The organism is Pseudoalteromonas sp. SR43-3 (assembly GCF_014163875.1).
Taxonomy (GTDB): domain Bacteria; phylum Pseudomonadota; class Gammaproteobacteria; order Enterobacterales; family Alteromonadaceae; genus Pseudoalteromonas; species Pseudoalteromonas distincta.
In genome coordinates, this window is sequence record NZ_JACJEC010000004.1 from 297,915 (window position 1) to 316,921 (window position 19,007).

The following is a 19,007-nucleotide window of genomic DNA, read 5'->3' on the forward strand; positions in this document are numbered from 1 at the left end:
TATCTAACTTGTTGTTACGCTAGCTTTTTATTTTCTCGCGCTTGGCGTTCTAACTTTTTTGCAAGCTCAGTGAGCATATCACGTGTAACAAGAACGATACCTTTTTTAGATACCCTAAAGCCGTTTTCTTCATCTGTTTTTTTGTCAAAACCTATTTCAAGACCTGCCGGTATTTCACAGCTTCTATCTATTATTGCGCGTTTAATTTTACAACCTCGGTTTATAACCGCACCGGGTAAAATAACCGACTGCTCAATGGTACAAAATGAGCGAACGTGAACGTTAGAAAACAACAGGGATTTTCTAACCGCAGAGCCCGAAATAATACACCCACCCGAGACTGTTGAGTCTAAAGCCATACCACGTCTATCTTCATCATCAAAAATAAACTTAGCAGGTGGTAGTTGCTCTTGATAAGTCCATATTGGCCACGTTGGATCGTATAAATCAAGTTGTGGTTCTGGCATTACCAGTTCCATATTAGCTTCCCAGAACGAATCAAGCGTACCTACATCTCGCCAATAAGGTTGCCCTTCTTGGTTTGGATCTCTAAATGGGAAGGCAAATACATTATGCTCTTCTATAATCGCTGGAATAATATCGTGACCAAAATCGCGTCCAGAGCCTTCATTCTCAGAATCTTTTTTAAGTTGCTCAAACAAAAATTCAGTATTAAAGATGTAGTTCCCCATTGATGCTAAACATGTACCTGGCTTGCCGGGTACGGAGCTCGGCATTGCTGGTTTTTCATCAAAACGACACACTCTATTTTCTTCATCAACGGTCATTACACCAAACGTGTCTGCGGCTTCCTCTACTGGAACTTCAATACAACACACAGTCATATCTGCGCCTTTTTGCACATGTTCAGCCAATAAAGCACCATAGTCCATACGGTACACATGATCTCCAGACAAAATCATCACATATTTAGGAAGCTCGTGACGAATAATATCTATGTTTTGAAAAACAGCATCTGCGGTTCCACAATACCAATCATCACCTTGGCGCTGAGATGCAGGTAGTATTTCAACCGACTCTCCTAGCTCTTTTTTAAAGTGCCCCCATGCGCGGTTTACATGGCGTATTAATGAATGTGATTTATATTGTGTAGCAATACCAACACGTCTCACACCCGAGTTAATGCAGTTTGATAGTGGAAAATCGATAATTCGATGTTTACCACCAAAGTAAACTGCTGGCTTTGCTCGCCAATCGGTTAACTCATGCAGGCGAGAACCGCGACCGCCTGCCAGTATTAACGCGTAAGTTTCTCTGGTTAGGCTACTTATGTAGCGATTTGCATAATTAGGCATAATACTCTCTCCATTTAGTCTAGGCTGTTAGTGGCATGGCTTTTAGTTGTCGTTAAGTCTGTTTCACTAATATTGAGGGGTTCTAAATGCCAAATATCTTCACTGTATTGGCTTATGGTTCTGTCACTTGAAAACATACCACTGGCTGCTGTATTTAAAATACTCATTTGTGTCCAGTAGGTCTGATCTGCGTAAGCTTTATCAACTTCTTTTTGAGCTGCTACATAACTTTCAAAATCGTGAGCAACAAGCCATGGATCGTGCGGGCTCTTAATTGCATTTGTTATGTCGTCAAATAAGCATGGTTCAAATAAATTAAAATGCCCGCTCTCGAGTAATTGCATCACATTCTTTAAATCGCTATTTTGCGATATTAAATGCTCTGGATTATAACGTGATTTAATATCGTCAATTTCGTGCGCTTGTGCGCCAAACAAAAAGAAGTTATCAGCACCAACAGCATCTCTAATTTCAATGTTTGCGCCATCCAGCGTGCCTATTGTCAATGCACCATTCATCATAAATTTCATGTTGCCAGTACCAGACGCTTCTTTGCCTGCGGTAGATACTTGCTCTGAGAGATCAGTTGCAGGACAAATAACTTCCATTGCGGTTACGTTGTAATTAGGCAAAAAGGCGACGCGTAAATATGGCGCAGCTTGAGGGTCTTTATTTATAACCTCTGCCACGTTATTAATAAGCTTAATAATTTTTTTAGCCATGTAATAACCTGGCGCTGCTTTACCACCTAATAGAACACAACGAGGAACAAGCCCTTGGGTATCCCCACGGCGAATACGGTCATATAAATGAATCACATGAAGTATGTTTAATAGCTGACGTTTGTATTCGTGGATACGTTTTACTTGTACGTCAAACATCATTGATACATCAAAATCGATATCGCAGCGCGCCTTAACTAAATCAACTAAACGTTGTTTGTTTTCACGTTTAGCATTTTGCCACTGCTCATGAAATGCCTTGTCGTCATAAAAACGACGTAGGTCACTAATTTTTGAAAAGTTTTTAACCCAATCATGGCCAATTTTTTCACCAATTAATTCACTTAATACTGGATTACAATGCGCAAGCCATCGACGAGGCGTTACACCATTTGTTTTGTTATTAAACTTATCTGGCCACAGTGCATAAAATTCTTTAAATAATCCCGCTTTTAACAGTTCAGTATGAAGTGCTGCTACGCCATTTACAGAGTAACTACCTACAATAGCTAAATAAGCCATACGAATTTGCGGCTCATCACCCTCTTCAATCAGTGACAATGCACGTTGCTTTTCAACATCTCCCGGCCATTGCTGTGAAACTTGTGCTAAAAAGCGTGCATTTATCTCGTAAACTATTTCTAAAATGCGTGGCAATAATTTTGAAAACAACGAAACAGACCATTTTTCAAGCGCTTCAGGAAGTAGTGTATGATTTGTATAAGCCATTGTTTTAGTTGTTATTTCCCAAGCATCGTTCCAATTTAATTCGTAATCATCAATTAAAATACGCATTAGCTCTGCAACAGCAATACTTGGATGCGTGTCATTTAACTGAAAAACATGAAAATCAGCAAAGTCACTAAAGCTCTCGCCATGTTGGGAAACCCATTGGTCTACTACGTCTTGAATACTCGCCGATGATAAAAAGTATTGTTGGCGTAACCTAAGTTCCTTACCATTTTCGCTGCTGTCATTTGGATACAGCACCATGGTGATCTGTTCGGCTAGATTTTTTTGTGCGACGGCTTCTGAATAACTGCCCGCATTAAATTCGGTTAAATTAAATTCATCTGTTGCCTCTGATTTCCACAGACGTAGTGTATTTACGATATTGTTTTTATACCCAGGGACAGGTACATCGTACGGTACAGCTAATACATCTTGTGAGCCCATCCATTGACGGTGCTCTCTGCCAAATTTATCTGTGTAACTTTGCACATAGCCACCAAACTTCACACGTTTTGCATGCTCTGGTGCGCTTAGCTCCCATGGATGTCCTTCACGTAGCCAGTTATCTGGTTGCTCAATTTGGTTACCATCTTTAATCGATTGATTAAACATGCCGTATTCGTATCGTAGGCCATAGCCAATAACAGGCAACGCTAAACTAGCACAGCTATCTAAAAAGCAGGCTGCAAGGCGCCCTAGCCCACCATTTCCTAGGCCAGCGTCGTGCTCGGCGTCTTCAATTGTTTCTATTGTTGTGCAGTACTCTTGTAGTGCTGAGCTTACTTGTTCATCTAAATCTAGATTTAAAACAGCATTACCTAGCGCACGCCCCATCAAAAACTCAAGAGAAAGGTAAGCCGTTTTGCGGCGTTTCTCTTGCTTAATTTGTTGATTCGTTTCTCTGCAGCGGGCCACAAGTCTGTCGCGAATAGTAAGCGCTAATGCGTGATACAAATAATGCTGCGATTCACCCACCTTATCTCGGCCGAGGGTATAATAAAAATGCCGTGTTAAGTCATCTTTAAGCGTACTTTCATCAATAACGGGCCCTTCTTGCCAGCTCTTTACTACACACACTTGATCACTTTGTTTAACCATGACTAACATCCTCTAAATTGGCACTAAAAACCCAACTACTTTGTGCTGAAATTTCAACCATCGCATCTTCATTACTGCTCACAGATGCATTATGTACACTTGATAGAATCATTTGCCACGGCGCATTAATTGGCGATGGGGGCATTTGACAAAAAATTGTTTTTTCACTGGCATTAAATACAATCAGCAATGCATGATTGTTTTGCTTATCAAGTAAGCTATACATTAAAAACTGTCTGGTATCTTCATGCCAGTGAGCATCAGTCATGGTTTTACCTTGTTCGGTAAACCACTTAACGGTAAAACGCTCGTCTATATCATCTAAAAATACACTGTGTTTAAACGCACTGTGCGCACGTCTAATTTTTAATGCATCATCAATAAATCGTGTTAACGAATGATTAAGTTGAGAATCTTTCCAGGCAAGCCAACTAGTGCGATTATTTTGGCAATAAGCATTGTTATTCCCCCCTTGCGAGTGCGCCATTTCGCTACCAGCAGCAATCATGGGAACACCTTTTGAGAGAATTAAAGTAAGTAAAAAGTTCTTTTGTTGCTGTAAGCGCAGTGCGTTTATTTTAGAGTCGCTGGTAAAACCTTCTACCCCACAGTTAAACGAATGATTTGCACTGTGCCCATCTCGATTTTGCTCGCCATTAGCTTCGTTATGTTTATGCTCATAACTCACTAAATCAGCAAGGGTAAAACCATCATGACTCGTTATAAAATTAATACTATTGAGCGGCCCACGTTGGCTGTGCTCAAAAATATCAAACGATCCATGCAAACGTTTTGCAACGTTGGCAATAATACCCTTTTCACTTTGCCAAAAACGTCTAATTACATCGCGGTATTGATCGTTCCATTCTCGCCATGGCGGCGGGAATGCACCAAGCTGATAACCACCTGGGCCTATATCCCAAGGCTCACTTATTAACTTAACTTTGTTAAGCACAGGGTCTTGGGCAACTACTTGTAAAAAAGTATGTGCGGAGCTAAAGCCTGCTTTTGAGCGGCCTAAAATGGTCGCTAAATCAAACCTAAAACCATCAACTCCCATTTCTTCAACCCAATAACGAAGGCTATCAAGTACAAGTTGCAGTGTTTTAGGGTGGTCAATATTTATGGTATTACCACAGCCGGTATCGTTTATATATACGTCAGGCTGCCCCTCTACTGTGCGGTAATAGGCTAAGTTATCAAAGCCTCTAAGCGATAGTATAGGGCCATCCGCCCCTGCTTCAGCTGTATGGTTGTAAACAACATCTAATATGACTTCTATGTCTACAGCATGGAGCTCTTGAACCATTTGCTTAAACTCGTTTATATCATCGTTTACCAAATAGTCTTTATGGGGCGTAAAAAAGTTAAGCGTGTTGTAACCCCAGTAGTTTTGCAAACCTTTGCCTGTTAAAAATTGCTCACTAATAAAAGAATGAACAGGCAAAAGCTCAACGGCTGTAACACCAAAGCTTTGTAAGTGTTCAATAAAGCTTGGGTGGCTTAACCCTAAAAACTTCCCTTGTAGAGATTTGGGAATTTTAGGATGACGACACGTTGTACCTTTTACATGACACTCATAAATAACCGTGTTTGACCAACGGTGGTTAGGCTTTTTATGCCTATACAACGTAGGAGCCGCTACTTTTGATTTAGGTATATCAATCGCATTATTTACAGTGCTTTTAGTACCGATGGGCATTTGCCCGTAATGGCGTTCACTCCAAGTAAACTCACCAAACAAGTCTTTTGCATATGGGTCTATCAGCAGCTTATTTTCGTTAAACAGTTGACCATTTTTAGGGTTATATTCACCCTCAACTCTAAAACCATAAAGCGCACCGGCGTTTAATGGCGAAATATGAATACTCCAAATACCCCCTTCGTTGATATTCATCGCCATTTTTAGTATTTCTGAATGGCCACTTTTATCAAACAGGCATACATAAGCTTGGCTCGCCCCAGGCGCATAAAGCGCGAAGTTGACCCCATTATCAATAACACTAGAGCCAAGTGGTTCTACATTACCGGGTGCTACATCAAATCGGTTACTCATCATCAACCTTTTGTAAATAAATAGTAGTTAAGCCACCAATGGCAATTGAAATACTGTGTTTAAAACCATGATTTGATTCGTTTATTGCCTGAACTATCAGCGAAGAATCTTTAGTTACCTCAACGCCAGAGCCAAAAAACTGAGTATCATCTGTATTTAAAATGACCTTGTAACGCCCTTTACTCGGTACGCCAATAACGTAGTTTTCATAGGACGCGGGGGTAAAATTAGCAATAACAACCACAAAGTTTTTTGCGTTTTTAGCATAGCGAACAAAGCTTAAAATGCTCTGCTGATTATTATTGTTATCTATCCAGGTAAAACCAGCCGCGCTCGAATCAAGCTCATACAACGCGGGTTGGGTTTTATAAACGGTATTGAGCGCTTTTACGGTGTGCTTTATACCGCTGTGGCTTTGGTGCTCAAGTAAATGCCAATCGATAGAATGATCGTGCCCCCACTCTTTTCGCTGTGCAATTTCACCGCCCATAAATAAGAGTTTTTTACCCGGGTGTGCCCACATAAATGCGTAATAAGAGCGTAAATTTGCAAATTTTTGCCAATCATCGCCTGGCATTTTTTCAATTAACGAGCCTTTACCATGTACTACCTCATCGTGGCTTAATGGCAATATATAGTTTTCGCTAAACGCGTATACCATCGAAAAAGTCATTTCATGATGATGATGCTGACGATATAAAGGGTCGTGCTGCATGTAATGCAAACTATCGTTCATCCAACCCATGTTCCACTTATAACCAAAGCCTAAACCGTTGTGCTCAACACTTTGGGTGACACCCGGCCATGCTGTCGACTCCTCAGCCACCATCATAATGCCTGGGTTGTTTTTATAGCTGCGCATATTGACTTGCTTTAGGCACTCAATTGCACCTAAGTTTTCACGCCCGCCGTAACAATTAGCAACCCACTCGCCTTCTTTTCGGCTGTAATCTAAATACAACATAGAAGCTACGGCATCTACACGCAGGCCATCTAAACCAAATTGATGTAGCCAATACATAGCATTTGATATTAAAAAGCTTTTAACTTCAGGACGGTCGTAGTTATAAATGTAGGTATTCCAATCAGGATGAAACCCTTGGCGCTTATCAGCATGCTCATATAAATGGGTGCCATCAAATCGATGTAAGCCATGCGGATCGCTTGGAAAATGCCCTGGTACCCAATCAAGCAAAATACCTAAATTAGCTTTGTGGCACTTCTCTACAAAGTATTTAAAGCTGTTGTAGTCGCCAAAGCGGCTGGTAGGTGCAAATAATCCAACAGGCTGATACCCCCACGAACCATCAAACGGGTATTCACTTATTGGCATAAGTTGCAGGTGAGTAAAATTCATTTCAAGGGCATAGCTAACGAGTTTGTCGGCAAGCTCTGTGTAACTTAAATAGCGGTTGTTTTCAGCCCGTTGCCATGAGCCTAAATGCACTTCATAAATACTAATTGGTGCATCTATATGGTTACGCTTTTGTCTGTTTTGAAGAGCCTGCTCGCCAAGCTTTATAGGTTCTGGTTTATACTGCAGTACACTTGCAGTGCCAGGTGCTTGTTGCATTTTAAATGCATAAGGGTCGGCTTTTTCGAGCACCTCTCCACTTTGCGCGGTAATTGCAAATTTGTAGCACATGTCAGCTTTAAGGCCTGGTACAAATAACTCCCATACACCACTTGCAGGATGAAAGCGCATAAAGTGGCGATTCGCTTGCCAAAAGTTAAACTCACCAATAATAGAGACACTTGCCGCATTAGGCGCCCATACACAAAAACGTACACCGTCTACGTTTTGTTGAGTACTAAAATGTGCACCAAAATGCGAGTAAGCATGTTCAAGACTGCCTTCGTTAAATAAATACATTGCCTCTGCATCAAGTGTGCTTTGGAAACTGTATTCATCATAAAAGGTAACGCTGCTATCTGTGTACTGAGCAATGCATTCATATGGCGCAGTGGGCAAAGCATCAACTTTGGCTATAAATAAGTCACTTTGCTGGTAGCGTTTCGCCTTAATACTTTTATTATTTAATGTAACACTTACGCTTATTGCACAAGGTAGATAAAAACGAATTTCAACCTCAGCATCCGTTTTATGTGCCCCTAAGAAGCTAAATGGGTCTTTAAATCGCCCTATATTTAATGCGTGTACTTGTGCATCATAACTATTTTCATTAGTTGTACTGCTCATTTAACCTTTCCTTATTGAATCGATAGCAGCTAAAAGTGAGGCATTTTTGGTAAAAATTTCTTCACTGGTATGCGTTAATACACGTCGCCAATTAGGATATTCTTTATCTGTCCCGGGGATATTAACCGGATACTTTTGCTCATCTAAGTCATCTATTTGTATTGCAAATAAACGCGATTGAGAGCCTGCTAAACACAATGCAAGTGCGCTATAAACAGTCACAGCTTCACTATGTAATAAAAGCTCAGTTGTATTGCCATGGTGATTAATAAAACGTAGTAACCTTTGTTGCTCTTCTATTCGCTGTTGCTTTAGTTGCTCGTATTCATTGCAAGTTATAAGCTTATATTGTTGCTTAATATCTAAATCATCATGTTGCCACCAGCCTGTAAATGGAGGAACATCGTGATTGGCTATCATTAACAAACAATGTGTTGCTAGCTCATCTACCGATAAAAACTCTCCACTGTGTTGTTTCTCAAAATAAAATAAGCTGTTGGAAAAAATACCGCTAGATGCCAAAGCTTCCCTAACCTCTGGCGGTACGATGCCTAAATCTTCACCAATAACAATACTCTGATTAATATGCGATTCAATTTTTAAAATGGCAAGTAAATGCTCAAACGGATAGTAAACATAACAGCCGTCTTGTTCGCCATTGCTTTCAAAGCACCACCATAGGCGCCTAATAGCCATTACGTGGTCAATTCGAAGCCCACCTACGTTTTGCATGTTTGCGCGAATGAGCGAGCGGTAAAATTGGTAGTGATTATTACTAAGGCTTTGGGGATTGAGGGCTGGGAGGCCCCAATTTTGACCTGCTTCAGCCCATGGATCGGGTGGAGCGCCTACACTTGCACCTTGGCTAAACAGCGATTGCTGGTTTTTAAATTCAGCCCCATCGCCAGCACAACCAACAGCTAAGTCGTTTATTAAGCCAATAGCCATGCCTCTCTCTGCGCAACTTTTTTGACACAGTGCAAGTTGCATATGCGCTTGCCATTGCAGGTAATAAGCAAATGTTAGGTTATCTGATTCGAGGGTATTTAACGTAGTAGAGTGAGCATTACAAAAATCAGTAAACGCTTGGCGACGCTCATCACTTGCCGTTAATTCAAACTGATTATAAAGCGCTTCAAATAACGTATACTTTATACGGCTTACATTTTCATAATCTATAAACTGATCATTACTTTTAATAAGTGCAGCGACATCATCTTGCTGCATAATGGCGTCAAGGTTTTCGTTATTTATTGCGTCTTCGCTTAGTACGATAGAAATATAAAGAGGATTTAATAAAGCGCGACTATTAGGGCTATAAGGACTGGCTCGCTCTGGCATATCAGCAAATAACAAATGCAGTGGATTAAGTAATATATAATCCATGTTTTGGGAGCTGCATAGTTTTGTAAGCGCTAATAAATCGTCAAAGTCGCCAATACCAAAATTCGCTCTATTTTTTAATGTGTAAAGCTGAATAGATAATCCAGTGCGCTTTGTGTCTCCCACTTGATAGACTTGCTCAGGCACGCACCAAATTTGTGTAATAGCGTGTTGCTCACCTACCTGAACATTAGCGTCATGATAGCCAATTGGCATATTGCCAATGGGTAGTGCCAGCTCAATATAGCGAACGCCATGCAAGTAATATTCACCAGTGACAGCCAAGTTATAAAGGTTATCAAATGCTAAATGCATTCCAAGTGAAGGGACATCGATATTAGCGGCTAAATATTGCTGACGTTCATCTATACGAAGCTTAAACAAACATGCAGTTTGCTCAACTAAACTCACACTAGGTACTAAATCAAGCCAAAGCGATGCATCTAAATCATAAGTTAGTTGAGCTATTCCTGCTTCATTATTTGTATCAACACCACAACATTGCAAAGCACGTTTACGCGTTTCTTCGCTAAAAAATACCTGTTCACCTGTATACTTAGTGAATTCAAAGCCAATACCATGCAGGTAAAACAACTGCGAAAGAGCATCCATTGAATCGCCTTAATTAGTGCGTTGAGTATTTACTATGCTGTTTTCTGTGCCAAATGTATTGCCGATATAACCGTCAGCTTGATGGTCGTTATCCCAAATGTCTCCATTAATCAGATAACGAAAGTGAAATTGTTGATCGATAGGTAAGCGTTGCTTAAATTTAAACACACCTTGTTTTTTATAAAGCTTCATTGGCACTGGTTTCCAATCATTAAATTCACCTAATAAGCAAACTTCTTCTGCCTCTGGATGAGAAAATTCAAAAGTAACTTCAGCTTCATCTTTTGTTTTAAAAAAACGTTTATTCAACATAGCAGGCTCCAACTAAACCAAAAAGGGTACTTAATTTTTGCCACAGGCCATACAACTAAACAAAAAGGCGATGTGGTAACCATCTAAAAATCATTAAACGTGTTATTAGTTAAACAAAACTTTATTTACGCTTTATTACAGTGCAAATAATATTTCAATTGCACCAAAAAGGTGCATTAACCTTATATACAATACGCTTTAAATGATACTTAACATACAGAGCAATATTCAAACCAACAAACTATTAAAAACCTCATTAGTTCAATATATAAATATTTATAGCTGCAAATATCCGAAGAAAATTTAAAATCCTAAATTACTTTTTTTATATTACTTCATCATGGATAATACACATCATTCTAATACTCTGAAATATCATTAATTTCATGTTGAAAAAAACCATTTTAATAACTACCACCATCATTTTTTTAGTTGTAGCTGCATTTATTGGTACCTCAATTTATACCCTATACAGTAAAAAAGAAATTTCAGTTGACCCTAAATTAAAAGAAATATCAGGAATAGAATTTGATAAACAGCAACGTTTATGGGCTATTAACGACGGAGGCAATGAACCAAAGCTATACAGACTCAATAAAGACGGTTCTATTGCTAAAGAAATTTTAGTTGAAAACGCTAAAAACATTGATTGGGAAGACATGACCCAAAACAAATTTGGGCACTTCTTTTTAGGCGATTTTGGTAACAACAAAAACGATCGTAGATGGCTCACTATTTATAAAATAGAAAACCCGATAGATATAAAAACAGATACGACTCAAGCAGAAATAATTAAGTTTACCTACCCCGAAATGGATGGCAGTCCTATAAAGCCCAATAACCGTAATTTTGATTTAGAGGCATTTGTAGCTCTAGGACGTCACTTATATTTATTTACTAAAAACCGCACAGAGCCATTTGACGGTATTACTAAGGTTTATAAAGTGGGCGATCATGCCGCTAATTTTAAAGCAGAGTTAATAGACTCATTTAAAACATGTACCACTTTAGAAAAGCTATGCTGGATAACATCGGCCGCTTTAAGCCCTGATCGTAAAAAACTAATATTACTTGATTCAACCAGTATTTGGCTATTCGAAAATTTTGAGGGTGATAAGTTTTTTTCTGGCGATGTATCAAAAATTGACTTAGGAATAGTGACTCAAAAAGAAGCTATCACTTTTTTTGATGACAATACTATTGTATTTACAGATGAAGAATTTAAAGGTATTGGCGGTAATGCTTATTTTATAAAGCTTGATGAAGCCAAAAAAGAAATTATAAGAAAAAAGCCGACCTCAGAAAAAATACATCCATAATATAATGTTAGCTAAGCTAAAGTTCTAAAGCTTAGCTAACTTATGAAAGGTATCGAGTTAGTTACTCTTTTCGTTTGACGAATGGAGTGCTTTTTCTACATCAACACCTAAAATCAACACTCCAATATGACTATTATTATCATCTAAAACAGGAAAACTTAGCTGTACTTGAAAATGATGTGTTGATGCATCATATGTAACGCTATCAAAGTTATAGTCCTTTGACTGTTTAAATATTTTAGTAAACTTATTCTCATCTCCTTGCCAGTAATCACTGGTTAACTTACTTATTGCTATATTTTTTCCTTGGCTATCAGTCAATATAAGCTCAGTAACAACACCTTTAAACTGCGATTGCCATTTTTTAAATAGCTTAGATAACGGTAAATCAAACATAGTTAACCCATCAGCATGCCCAACGTGTTTACTTTCTTTTATCCATAACTGGTCTCGTTTCATAATTTCAGGCTCACTCAAAGGAGACTCATTACTTATTTGAACTTCTTCGACTAAACTAGGTAAGTTTAATAAGGTTTTAGCGCTACTGTAGAGCCTATCAAGTATTTGCTTTTCTTCACTTTTTGATAGTGAAAATGGAGCTTGCGCACAAGTATTTATATTTTCATCGAACTGCTGCATAAATTCAGGAAGGCGTTTGATAAGGGAATGCGAAGCAAATAACCCCAAAGGTACATATCTAAAAAATTCTTTTTGGTACTCGTCTTTATTAATCCCTAGATTAGAGGCTGCTAATTCAAAATCATCTAAATCAAGTAGGATCCTATCAATCCGTTTATGGTGCATTACATTTACTATTTCTTCTAATGAATTTACTTCTACCTCAGCAATAATATTTTGAGTTTTAAACCAATTTGCTTGATAACTTCCTCTTACTGCACCATAAAGCATTTTATTTTTTGGTTTATTAATGCTCTCTGGGTGAGTAAACCAGTACCAGCTTTCTAAAAAAATGGGGGATGATATACGTCCATAAGCTTTCATTTCAGGCATTAAATGGGTTGTGAAATATCCATCTAAGCGCTTTAACTTTACTTCTCTACGAGCACGTAACCATGGCAAGGTTTGTAGCTGGAAAGGAGCTCCCATTTCAAATAAAATACACTCGACTTGGTTGACTGCATTATTAAGTGCCGTGGTGGGTAAGTTTGTCCCAAACTGGAGAGGCTCAGTTAAACCTAATAAAAGAGTAAAAAAATATGCGGGCATAATCTATTGCTAAATAATGTACAAATTAAAATAAGTGTAGCCAAACAGATTAAAATTGCATTATTTGCTGTAATTATTAGGTAACAGCTCTACTTTCCTCGCTATGCAGCGCTGACACAGTTAATAAACCGTTCTGTTATCAGTGTTACCGTAGCTTTGTCTGTATAGTGCTGCTTAGCATTCTTCATAATATGTTTTGAGCAAACATTTTTAGATTCTTCAAATTGAGAATTGCAGCTAGCAACAGTATTACCTAACGCTTCCTGATAGGCTTTATCTGCGCACATAGTTAAAGCAAAGTCTGTAGCGCCAGCAATTATTTCATTGATATTTACTGAGGATGTTTCGAGTTTAAAATAGATATCGCTATACGAATTAACTTCTGTATTCTTCTTTGAAGAAAAATGACTAGCTTTGGCAGTTAAATAATAGCCTATAAGTATGATTGATAATATCACTGTAAAAACCGTTTTCATAATTTCCCTTAAAATAATAATTAATATTATATTTTTTATAGAATAGTACGAATTTTTACATAAATACGAGGGAGTGAGACTCTCTACATCCATGTAAATACTAAATAAATCCTTGTTAAATAATTACTAAAAACGCAATTAAAAACTGTACCTGATTTTATCACTCAAGCGAAATAAAGCAAGAGTCTATAAACAATTTATTTAGCAATGTTTATAGTGACCCTAAATATGTAAACAGCATTTAACGACTCAAGTGTAAAGGGAGATTAACGCTTAAATTTAGTTTCTAAAATAACAGAAGATGTTGTGCGCTCCACCCCATCAAGATTTCCTATATCGTCCAACAAATGACTAAGCTGTTCTAAATTTTGAGCCTGTACCACCGCAATTAAATCAAACTCACCACTTATGGCATATAGCTGTGAAATAGCATCAATTTGCTTAAGCTCAATGTTTGTTTTAGTCGTTAATTTTTGTCTTACTTTTATAGACACATGAGCTGATACCATTTTACTAAGGTAGTCGTCACCGTAATCAACGCTATAGCCTTTAATTACACCGGTTTCTTCTAATTTGAGCATTCGGCTCTGTACTGTTGAACGAGACAAGTCAAGCATTCGCGCAAGATCAGAAATACTCGCTCTTGCATTTGTTTTTAGTACAGAAAGTAGCTTTTCATCTTGTGGAGTTATCATAATGGTTATTTTCTTCGTTATTTTGACTTTTATTTTAATCATTTTTCACAAAATAGCACTGCAATTTTAACAGCTAACCTTCGATAATGACCTCTATAAGAAATAATAACGTGTTTGCTGAAGAATAAAGGCTATATTCTTCTTTGAGTTAGCAACTAATCTTTTATCTAAGCCCATTAAATTTAGGTGTAAAAATGCAAGTAACAAGAGACTTATTTAACGACGTAATGGTACCAAACTATAACCCATCAGCAATTATCCCAGTTCGTGGTGAAGGTTCACGCGTTTGGGATCAAAATAACAATGAGTTCATTGATTTTGCCGGTGGTATTGCCGTTAACTGTTTGGGTCACTGTCATCCTGCATTAGTTAAAGCATTAAAAGAGCAAGGCGAAAAAATTTGGCATTTATCAAATGTTATGACCAATGAGCCAGCACTTCGTTTAGCTCAAAAAATGGTTGAAGCAACATTTGCTGATAAAGTTTACTTTGCAAACTCAGGTGCAGAAGCAAACGAAGCAGCCCTCAAGCTAGCGCGTCGTTATGCATTGGACGTATATGACGCTGAAAAAACGCAAATTATTGCATTTAATAAAGGTTTCCATGGTCGTACATTCTTTACAGTAACTGTGGGCGGGCAAGCGGCTTATTCTGACGGCTTTGGTCCAAAACCTGCGGACATAGTACATTGTGATTTTAACGATATAGCGGCATTTGAAGCGCTGATCAGCGATAAAACATGTGCTGTTATGATGGAACCATTACAAGGTGAAGGCGGTATTATTTCACCAACAGATGAATTTGCTAAAAAAGTACGCGAACTTTGTACTAAACATAACGCGTTACTTATTTTTGATGAAGTACAAACGGGTGTTGGTCGCACAGGCGATTTATACGCCTATGAAGGTTTAGGGGTTGTTCCTGACATTTTAACAACGGCAAAAGCATTGGGTGGTGGTTTTCCTATTGGCGCTATGATCACTCGTACACCTATTGCTGAGCATTTAAAAATTGGTACTCACGGTTCTACTTATGGCGGAAACGCACTTGCTTGTGCTGTGGCCGAAGCGGCATTTGATACAGTAAACACACCAGACGTACTAAACGGTGTTAAAGAGCGCGAGCAATTATTCCGTGACGGATTAAACGCAATTAACGAAAAATATAACGTATTTAGCGAAGTACGTGGTAAAGGCTTATTAATTGGCGCAGTACTAAATGACAAATTTGAAGGCCGCGCACGCGACTTTTTAATAGCCAGTGCTAATAATGGTTTGATGAATCTTGTAGCGGGTATGAATGTAATTCGTTTTACACCGTCTTTAATTATTCCGTTTGAAGATATTAAAGAAGGCTTAGCGCGCTTTGAAAAAGCCGTTAGCGACGTAGTAAACGGTTAATATAGTTTAAATTAGCACGCCTAATGGCGTGCTATTGGAGCAAGCAATAAATGCAAGTATTACGTCCTATTACTGCCAATGATTTTGACGCGCTTAAACAAATAGCGATTGAATCCGGTCATGGGTTTACCTCTTTACCTGTGGACGATACACAGCTTAAAGAAAAAATTGAACGTGCTGAAAAAAGCTTTGCCAAAAACATTAACCAGCCACTTGATGAAAGCTATTTATTTGTTTTAGAAGACAGTGAAACAGGTGACGTTATTGGCACAACCGCTATAGAAGCCGCGGTAGGTTTATCGGTGCCTTTATATCATTATCATTTGGGTAAAACAGTACACCACTCGCCTACTTTAAATGTATATAACACCGTTGATATTTTAAGCATGTGTAACGACTACACTGGTTGCTCAGAAATATGTACATTATTTTTGCGCGAAAATAGCCGTAAAGGCCTAACGGGTCGATTTTTATCTCGTTCACGCTTTTTGTTTATGGCTCAGCACAGCGAGCGTTTTGCCGATACTGTTATCGCAGAAATGCGCGGTGTTAGCGACGAAGACGGTCATTCTCCTTTTTGGCAATGGCTACAAGAGCACTTTTTTAGTATCGAATTTCCACAAGCGGATCACTTAGTTGGCTTAGGCGATAAGGTGTTTATTAGCGAGTTAATGCCTAAGTACCCTATTTATGTGAACTTGCTTAGTAAAAAAGCCCAAGCAGTGATTGGGCATGTGCATGAAAAAACAAAACCTGCGCTAAAACTATTAGAAAAGGAAGGTTTTGAGCACAGAGGCTACGTTGATTTATTTGATGCAGGCCCAACAGTTGAAGCAAAGCTTGGAAATATTCGCAGCATTCGCGACTCTCAAGTTTGCCCTGTTACGATTGGCGAGCTTGATCACATATCACAAAATAGCTCTGATACGCTGGCTGTATGTAATCAAGGCGTAAGTGGCTTTAGAGCAACATTCACCAAAGACGCACACTACAATCATGCAAAACATACTCTCGTCATTAGCCAAGATGTGGCTAAGGCGCTTAATTTAAGCCAAGGAGACGCAGCGCGATTTTTCCGCCTGTAAATAATTTATGAATACACACCTAATTAATAATCAGTGGCATGTGGGACTTGGTCCAGCATTTGAGTCAATCAATCCAAGTAATGGCGATGTGGTATGGCAAGGTAATGGCGCAAACGCTGTTCAAGTAGGTTCTGCTATAAAAGCAGCCAGAGCTGCGCAATTACAATGGGCAGACAAACCACTTGAAGAGCGTATAGTCATTCTTGAAAGCTTCGCAGCACAATTAAAAGAACACAGCGAAGAATTTGCGACCATAATTGCACGCGAAACAGGAAAGCCATTATGGGAAACCCGCACCGAAGTAGGCGCAATGACAGGTAAAGTAGCTATATCTGTAAAAGCCTACCATGAGCGTACCGGTACAACCGAAAACCCAATGCCCGGTGCTAAAGCGTTTATTAGACACAAACCGCATGGCGTTGTGGCTATTTTTGGCCCGTATAACTTTCCTGGGCATTTACCAAACGGACATATTGTTCCTGCAATTCTAGCTGGCAACACAGTGGTATTTAAGCCATCAGAGCTTACTCCGCACGTGGCAGAATTTACCCTCTCACTTTGGCTAAAAGCGGGCTTACCAGCGGGTGTTATTAACCTTGTGCAAGGTGAAATTGAAACAGGTAAAGCACTTGCCTCTCATAAAGATATAGATGGCTTGTTTTTTACCGGTAGCTCAAACACAGGTCACTTACTACATAAACAGTTTGCTGGACACCCCGGTAAGATTTTAGCGCTTGAAATGGGCGGTAATAATCCACTGATTGTAAAAGATGTGAGTGATGTAAGCGCTGCTGTGCACGATATTATTCAATCAGGCTTTATTACCTCAGGTCAGCGCTGTACGTGTGCGCGCCGCTTATTTATTGAAAAATCAGCCAACGGCGATGCTATTTTAGAAAAGCTAATAAGCGCAACTAAAAATATAGTTGTAGACGACAGCTTTGCTACAGAGCAGCCTTTTATGGGTGCGATGATAAGCGAAAAAGCAGCACTGGGTATGGTTGCCGCGCAAAGTGAATTAGTCTCAAAAGGCGCGCAAATCCTTGTTGAACTTAAGCAATTAAAATCAGGCACAGGTTTTGTAAGTCCAGGCATTATTGATGTAACAAACATTACCGACATGCCAGATGAAGAACATTTTGGACCACTAATTAAAGTGTATCGCTTTGATGACTTTGACAGCGCAATCATTGAAGCCAATAACACAAGCTTTGGTTTATCTGCAGGTTTATTGGCTGATAACGAAGATGACTACACTCACTTTTTAAAGCGCATCCGTGCCGGTATTGTTAACTGGAACCGCCCTATTACGGGTGCCTCAAGTGCAGCTCCATTTGGCGGTATTGGCGCCAGTGGTAATCACAGAGCCAGTGCCTATTATGCCGCCGATTATTGCGCATACCCTGTCGCATCTGTTGAGTCAGACAAAGTGAGCTTACCGCAAACCCTAGCGCCGGGCTTAATAATTGAATAAGTAATAAAACCAAATTTTAGATTTAAGGACTTAACATGCATACTGATGTAAACACATTATTTGAGAACCTTTGGGAAAACTATTTAAACGTAACTCCATCGGCAGATAAAATTCATGACCTTTTAGGGTCAACGCAAAAAGATGACATCATTAACGATCATATTGCGCTGCGTACATTTAATATAGAAAAAGTGGGTCTTGAAAAGCTCGCCGCTCACTTTTTAGCAATTGGTTACAAAGAATGTGGTGAGTACCACTTTGAAGCTAAAAAACTTTACGCAAAACACTATGAGCATAGCGATCCTAGTCAGCCAAAAGTATTTATCTCTGAACTATTAGTAGAAAAATGCTCGCCAGAGTTACAAGCCATCGTGACAGATATGGTAAGTCAAATTGACGAAAGTGCAGTTACAGCAGACAACTTTTTATATTCAGGCACGCATTGGCAAGTAAGCACCGATACTTACAAACAACTGCTAGCTGAAAGCGAATATGCAGCGTGGATGTCGGCGTGGGGTTACCGTGCCAATCACTTTACCGTAAATATTAATACGCTTGCTAAGTTTGATAACATTCATGATGTTAACCAAGCCCTAAAAGACGCCGGCTTTTCGCTTAATACGTCAGGCGGTGAAGTTAAAGGCTCACCAGAGGTGTTACTAGAGCAATCGTCAACACTTGCTGATGAATACTCTGTTACCTTTAGTGACGGTGATATGAGCATCCCTAGCTGTTTTTATGAGTTTGCTATTCGTTACCCTAAAGCCGACGGTGAGCTTTATACTGGTTTTGTTGCAGCCTCAGCTGACAAAATATTTGAAAGCACCAATGCTCGATAGCAAAACCTAAAGTACTTTATTTAAAAAGCCCGTTATGGGCTTTTTTTATGTCGGTAGGTTA

Annotated in this window: 14 protein-coding genes; 5 read left to right on the top strand and 9 right to left on the bottom strand. The window is 39.1% G+C overall.

Going from position 1 to position 19,007, the window contains the following annotated elements; translation table 11 throughout:
- Nucleotides 1-14: 14 nt before the first annotated feature.
- Genes glgC through H5088_RS07745 form a run of 6 tightly spaced genes read right to left on the bottom strand, consistent with a single transcriptional unit; the run spans nucleotide 15 to nucleotide 10,431 of the window.
- Nucleotides 15-1,316, bottom strand: a complete 1,302-nt coding sequence (gene glgC, locus H5088_RS07720; RefSeq protein WP_002958601.1) for a glucose-1-phosphate adenylyltransferase — start codon at nucleotides 1,314-1,316, stop codon at nucleotides 15-17.
- Nucleotides 1,317-1,330: 14 nt separating this feature from the next.
- On the bottom strand, nucleotides 1,331-3,868 hold the full coding sequence (locus H5088_RS07725) for a glycogen/starch/alpha-glucan phosphorylase (RefSeq protein ID WP_182752605.1): 2,538 nt from the start codon (nucleotides 3,866-3,868) through the stop codon (nucleotides 1,331-1,333).
- Entirely contained in the window at nucleotides 3,861-5,924 is a 2,064-nt protein-coding gene (gene glgX / locus H5088_RS07730) for a glycogen debranching protein GlgX (protein ID WP_182752606.1), read from the bottom strand. Before glgX ends, H5088_RS07725 begins: the two co-directional genes overlap by 8 nt.
- Nucleotides 5,917-8,124 carry a 1,4-alpha-glucan branching protein GlgB gene (glgB, locus tag H5088_RS07735; protein ID WP_182752607.1) on the bottom strand — a complete coding sequence of 736 codons (2,208 nt, stop codon included), beginning with the start codon at nucleotides 8,122-8,124 and terminating at the stop codon, nucleotides 5,917-5,919. Before glgB ends, glgX begins: the two co-directional genes overlap by 8 nt.
- Nucleotides 8,125-10,119: a 4-alpha-glucanotransferase gene (gene malQ / locus H5088_RS07740; protein WP_182752608.1), complete on the bottom strand. Its 1,995-nt coding sequence runs from the start codon at nucleotides 10,117-10,119 to the stop codon at nucleotides 8,125-8,127.
- A gap of 9 nt (nucleotides 10,120-10,128) precedes the next feature.
- A complete protein-coding gene (locus tag H5088_RS07745) occupies nucleotides 10,129-10,431 on the bottom strand; it encodes an isoamylase early set domain-containing protein (RefSeq protein ID WP_024595450.1) in 303 nt (100 codons plus the stop codon).
- Nucleotides 10,432-10,817: 386 nt separating this feature from the next.
- Between H5088_RS07745 and H5088_RS07750 the strand changes: the two genes are divergently transcribed.
- Nucleotides 10,818-11,750 carry a hypothetical protein gene (locus H5088_RS07750; protein WP_182671206.1) on the top strand — a complete coding sequence of 311 codons (933 nt, stop codon included), beginning with the start codon at nucleotides 10,818-10,820 and terminating at the stop codon, nucleotides 11,748-11,750.
- A gap of 57 nt (nucleotides 11,751-11,807) precedes the next feature.
- On the opposite strand, the gene H5088_RS07755 is transcribed toward H5088_RS07750, so the two are convergent.
- From H5088_RS07755 to H5088_RS07765, 3 genes are all read right to left on the bottom strand, one after another.
- Nucleotides 11,808-12,977: a cache domain-containing protein gene (locus H5088_RS07755; RefSeq protein ID WP_182752609.1), complete on the bottom strand. Its 1,170-nt coding sequence runs from the start codon at nucleotides 12,975-12,977 to the stop codon at nucleotides 11,808-11,810.
- 101 nt (nucleotides 12,978-13,078) lie between these two features.
- Nucleotides 13,079-13,453, bottom strand: coding sequence for a hypothetical protein (locus H5088_RS07760; RefSeq protein WP_182752610.1), 375 nt, complete (start codon nucleotides 13,451-13,453; stop codon nucleotides 13,079-13,081).
- Between the two features lie 266 nt (nucleotides 13,454-13,719).
- Nucleotides 13,720-14,148, bottom strand: coding sequence for an Lrp/AsnC family transcriptional regulator (locus tag H5088_RS07765; protein WP_002958609.1), 429 nt, complete (start codon nucleotides 14,146-14,148; stop codon nucleotides 13,720-13,722).
- 194 nt (nucleotides 14,149-14,342) lie between these two features.
- Here H5088_RS07765 and H5088_RS07770 point away from each other — a divergent pair, with 194 nt between their 5' ends.
- Genes H5088_RS07770 through H5088_RS07785 form a run of 4 tightly spaced genes read left to right on the top strand, consistent with a single transcriptional unit; the run spans nucleotide 14,343 to nucleotide 18,946 of the window.
- Nucleotides 14,343-15,548 (top strand): aspartate aminotransferase family protein, encoded by a 1,206-nt coding sequence (locus H5088_RS07770; protein WP_182752611.1) that lies wholly within the window; start codon nucleotides 14,343-14,345, stop codon nucleotides 15,546-15,548.
- 50 nt (nucleotides 15,549-15,598) lie between these two features.
- The gene (astA, locus tag H5088_RS07775) at nucleotides 15,599-16,633 is read left to right on the top strand and encodes an arginine N-succinyltransferase (RefSeq protein ID WP_024595454.1); all 1,035 of its coding nucleotides are present in this window, start codon (nucleotides 15,599-15,601) and stop codon (nucleotides 16,631-16,633) included.
- Between the two features lie 7 nt (nucleotides 16,634-16,640).
- Nucleotides 16,641-18,107, top strand: a complete 1,467-nt coding sequence (gene astD / locus H5088_RS07780) for a succinylglutamate-semialdehyde dehydrogenase (RefSeq protein ID WP_182752612.1) — start codon at nucleotides 16,641-16,643, stop codon at nucleotides 18,105-18,107.
- A gap of 35 nt (nucleotides 18,108-18,142) precedes the next feature.
- On the top strand, nucleotides 18,143-18,946 hold the full coding sequence (locus H5088_RS07785; protein ID WP_182752613.1) for a DUF1338 domain-containing protein: 804 nt from the start codon (nucleotides 18,143-18,145) through the stop codon (nucleotides 18,944-18,946).
- Nucleotides 18,947-19,007: the final 61 nt, after the last annotated feature.

Excerpts from the sequence above, each read along its gene's own strand:
- glgC (WP_002958601.1), bottom strand. The coding sequence starts at position 1,316 with ATGCCTAATTATGCAAATCGCTACATAAGTAGCCTAACCAGAGAAACT.
- H5088_RS07725 (WP_182752605.1), bottom strand. The coding sequence starts at position 3,868 with ATGGTTAAACAAAGTGATCAAGTGTGTGTAGTAAAGAGCTGGCAAGAA.
- glgX (WP_182752606.1), bottom strand. The coding sequence starts at position 5,924 with ATGAGTAACCGATTTGATGTAGCACCCGGTAATGTAGAACCACTTGGC.
- glgB (WP_182752607.1), bottom strand. The coding sequence starts at position 8,124 with ATGAGCAGTACAACTAATGAAAATAGTTATGATGCACAAGTACACGCA.
- malQ (WP_182752608.1), bottom strand. The coding sequence starts at position 10,119 with ATGGATGCTCTTTCGCAGTTGTTTTACCTGCATGGTATTGGCTTTGAA.
- H5088_RS07745 (WP_024595450.1), bottom strand. The coding sequence starts at position 10,431 with ATGTTGAATAAACGTTTTTTTAAAACAAAAGATGAAGCTGAAGTTACT.
- H5088_RS07750 (WP_182671206.1), top strand. The coding sequence starts at position 10,818 with ATGTTGAAAAAAACCATTTTAATAACTACCACCATCATTTTTTTAGTT.
- H5088_RS07755 (WP_182752609.1), bottom strand. The coding sequence starts at position 12,977 with ATGCCCGCATATTTTTTTACTCTTTTATTAGGTTTAACTGAGCCTCTC.
- H5088_RS07760 (WP_182752610.1), bottom strand. The coding sequence starts at position 13,453 with ATGAAAACGGTTTTTACAGTGATATTATCAATCATACTTATAGGCTAT.
- H5088_RS07765 (WP_002958609.1), bottom strand. The coding sequence starts at position 14,148 with ATGATAACTCCACAAGATGAAAAGCTACTTTCTGTACTAAAAACAAAT.
- H5088_RS07770 (WP_182752611.1), top strand. The coding sequence starts at position 14,343 with ATGCAAGTAACAAGAGACTTATTTAACGACGTAATGGTACCAAACTAT.
- astA (WP_024595454.1), top strand. The coding sequence starts at position 15,599 with ATGCAAGTATTACGTCCTATTACTGCCAATGATTTTGACGCGCTTAAA.
- astD (WP_182752612.1), top strand. The coding sequence starts at position 16,641 with ATGAATACACACCTAATTAATAATCAGTGGCATGTGGGACTTGGTCCA.
- H5088_RS07785 (WP_182752613.1), top strand. The coding sequence starts at position 18,143 with ATGCATACTGATGTAAACACATTATTTGAGAACCTTTGGGAAAACTAT.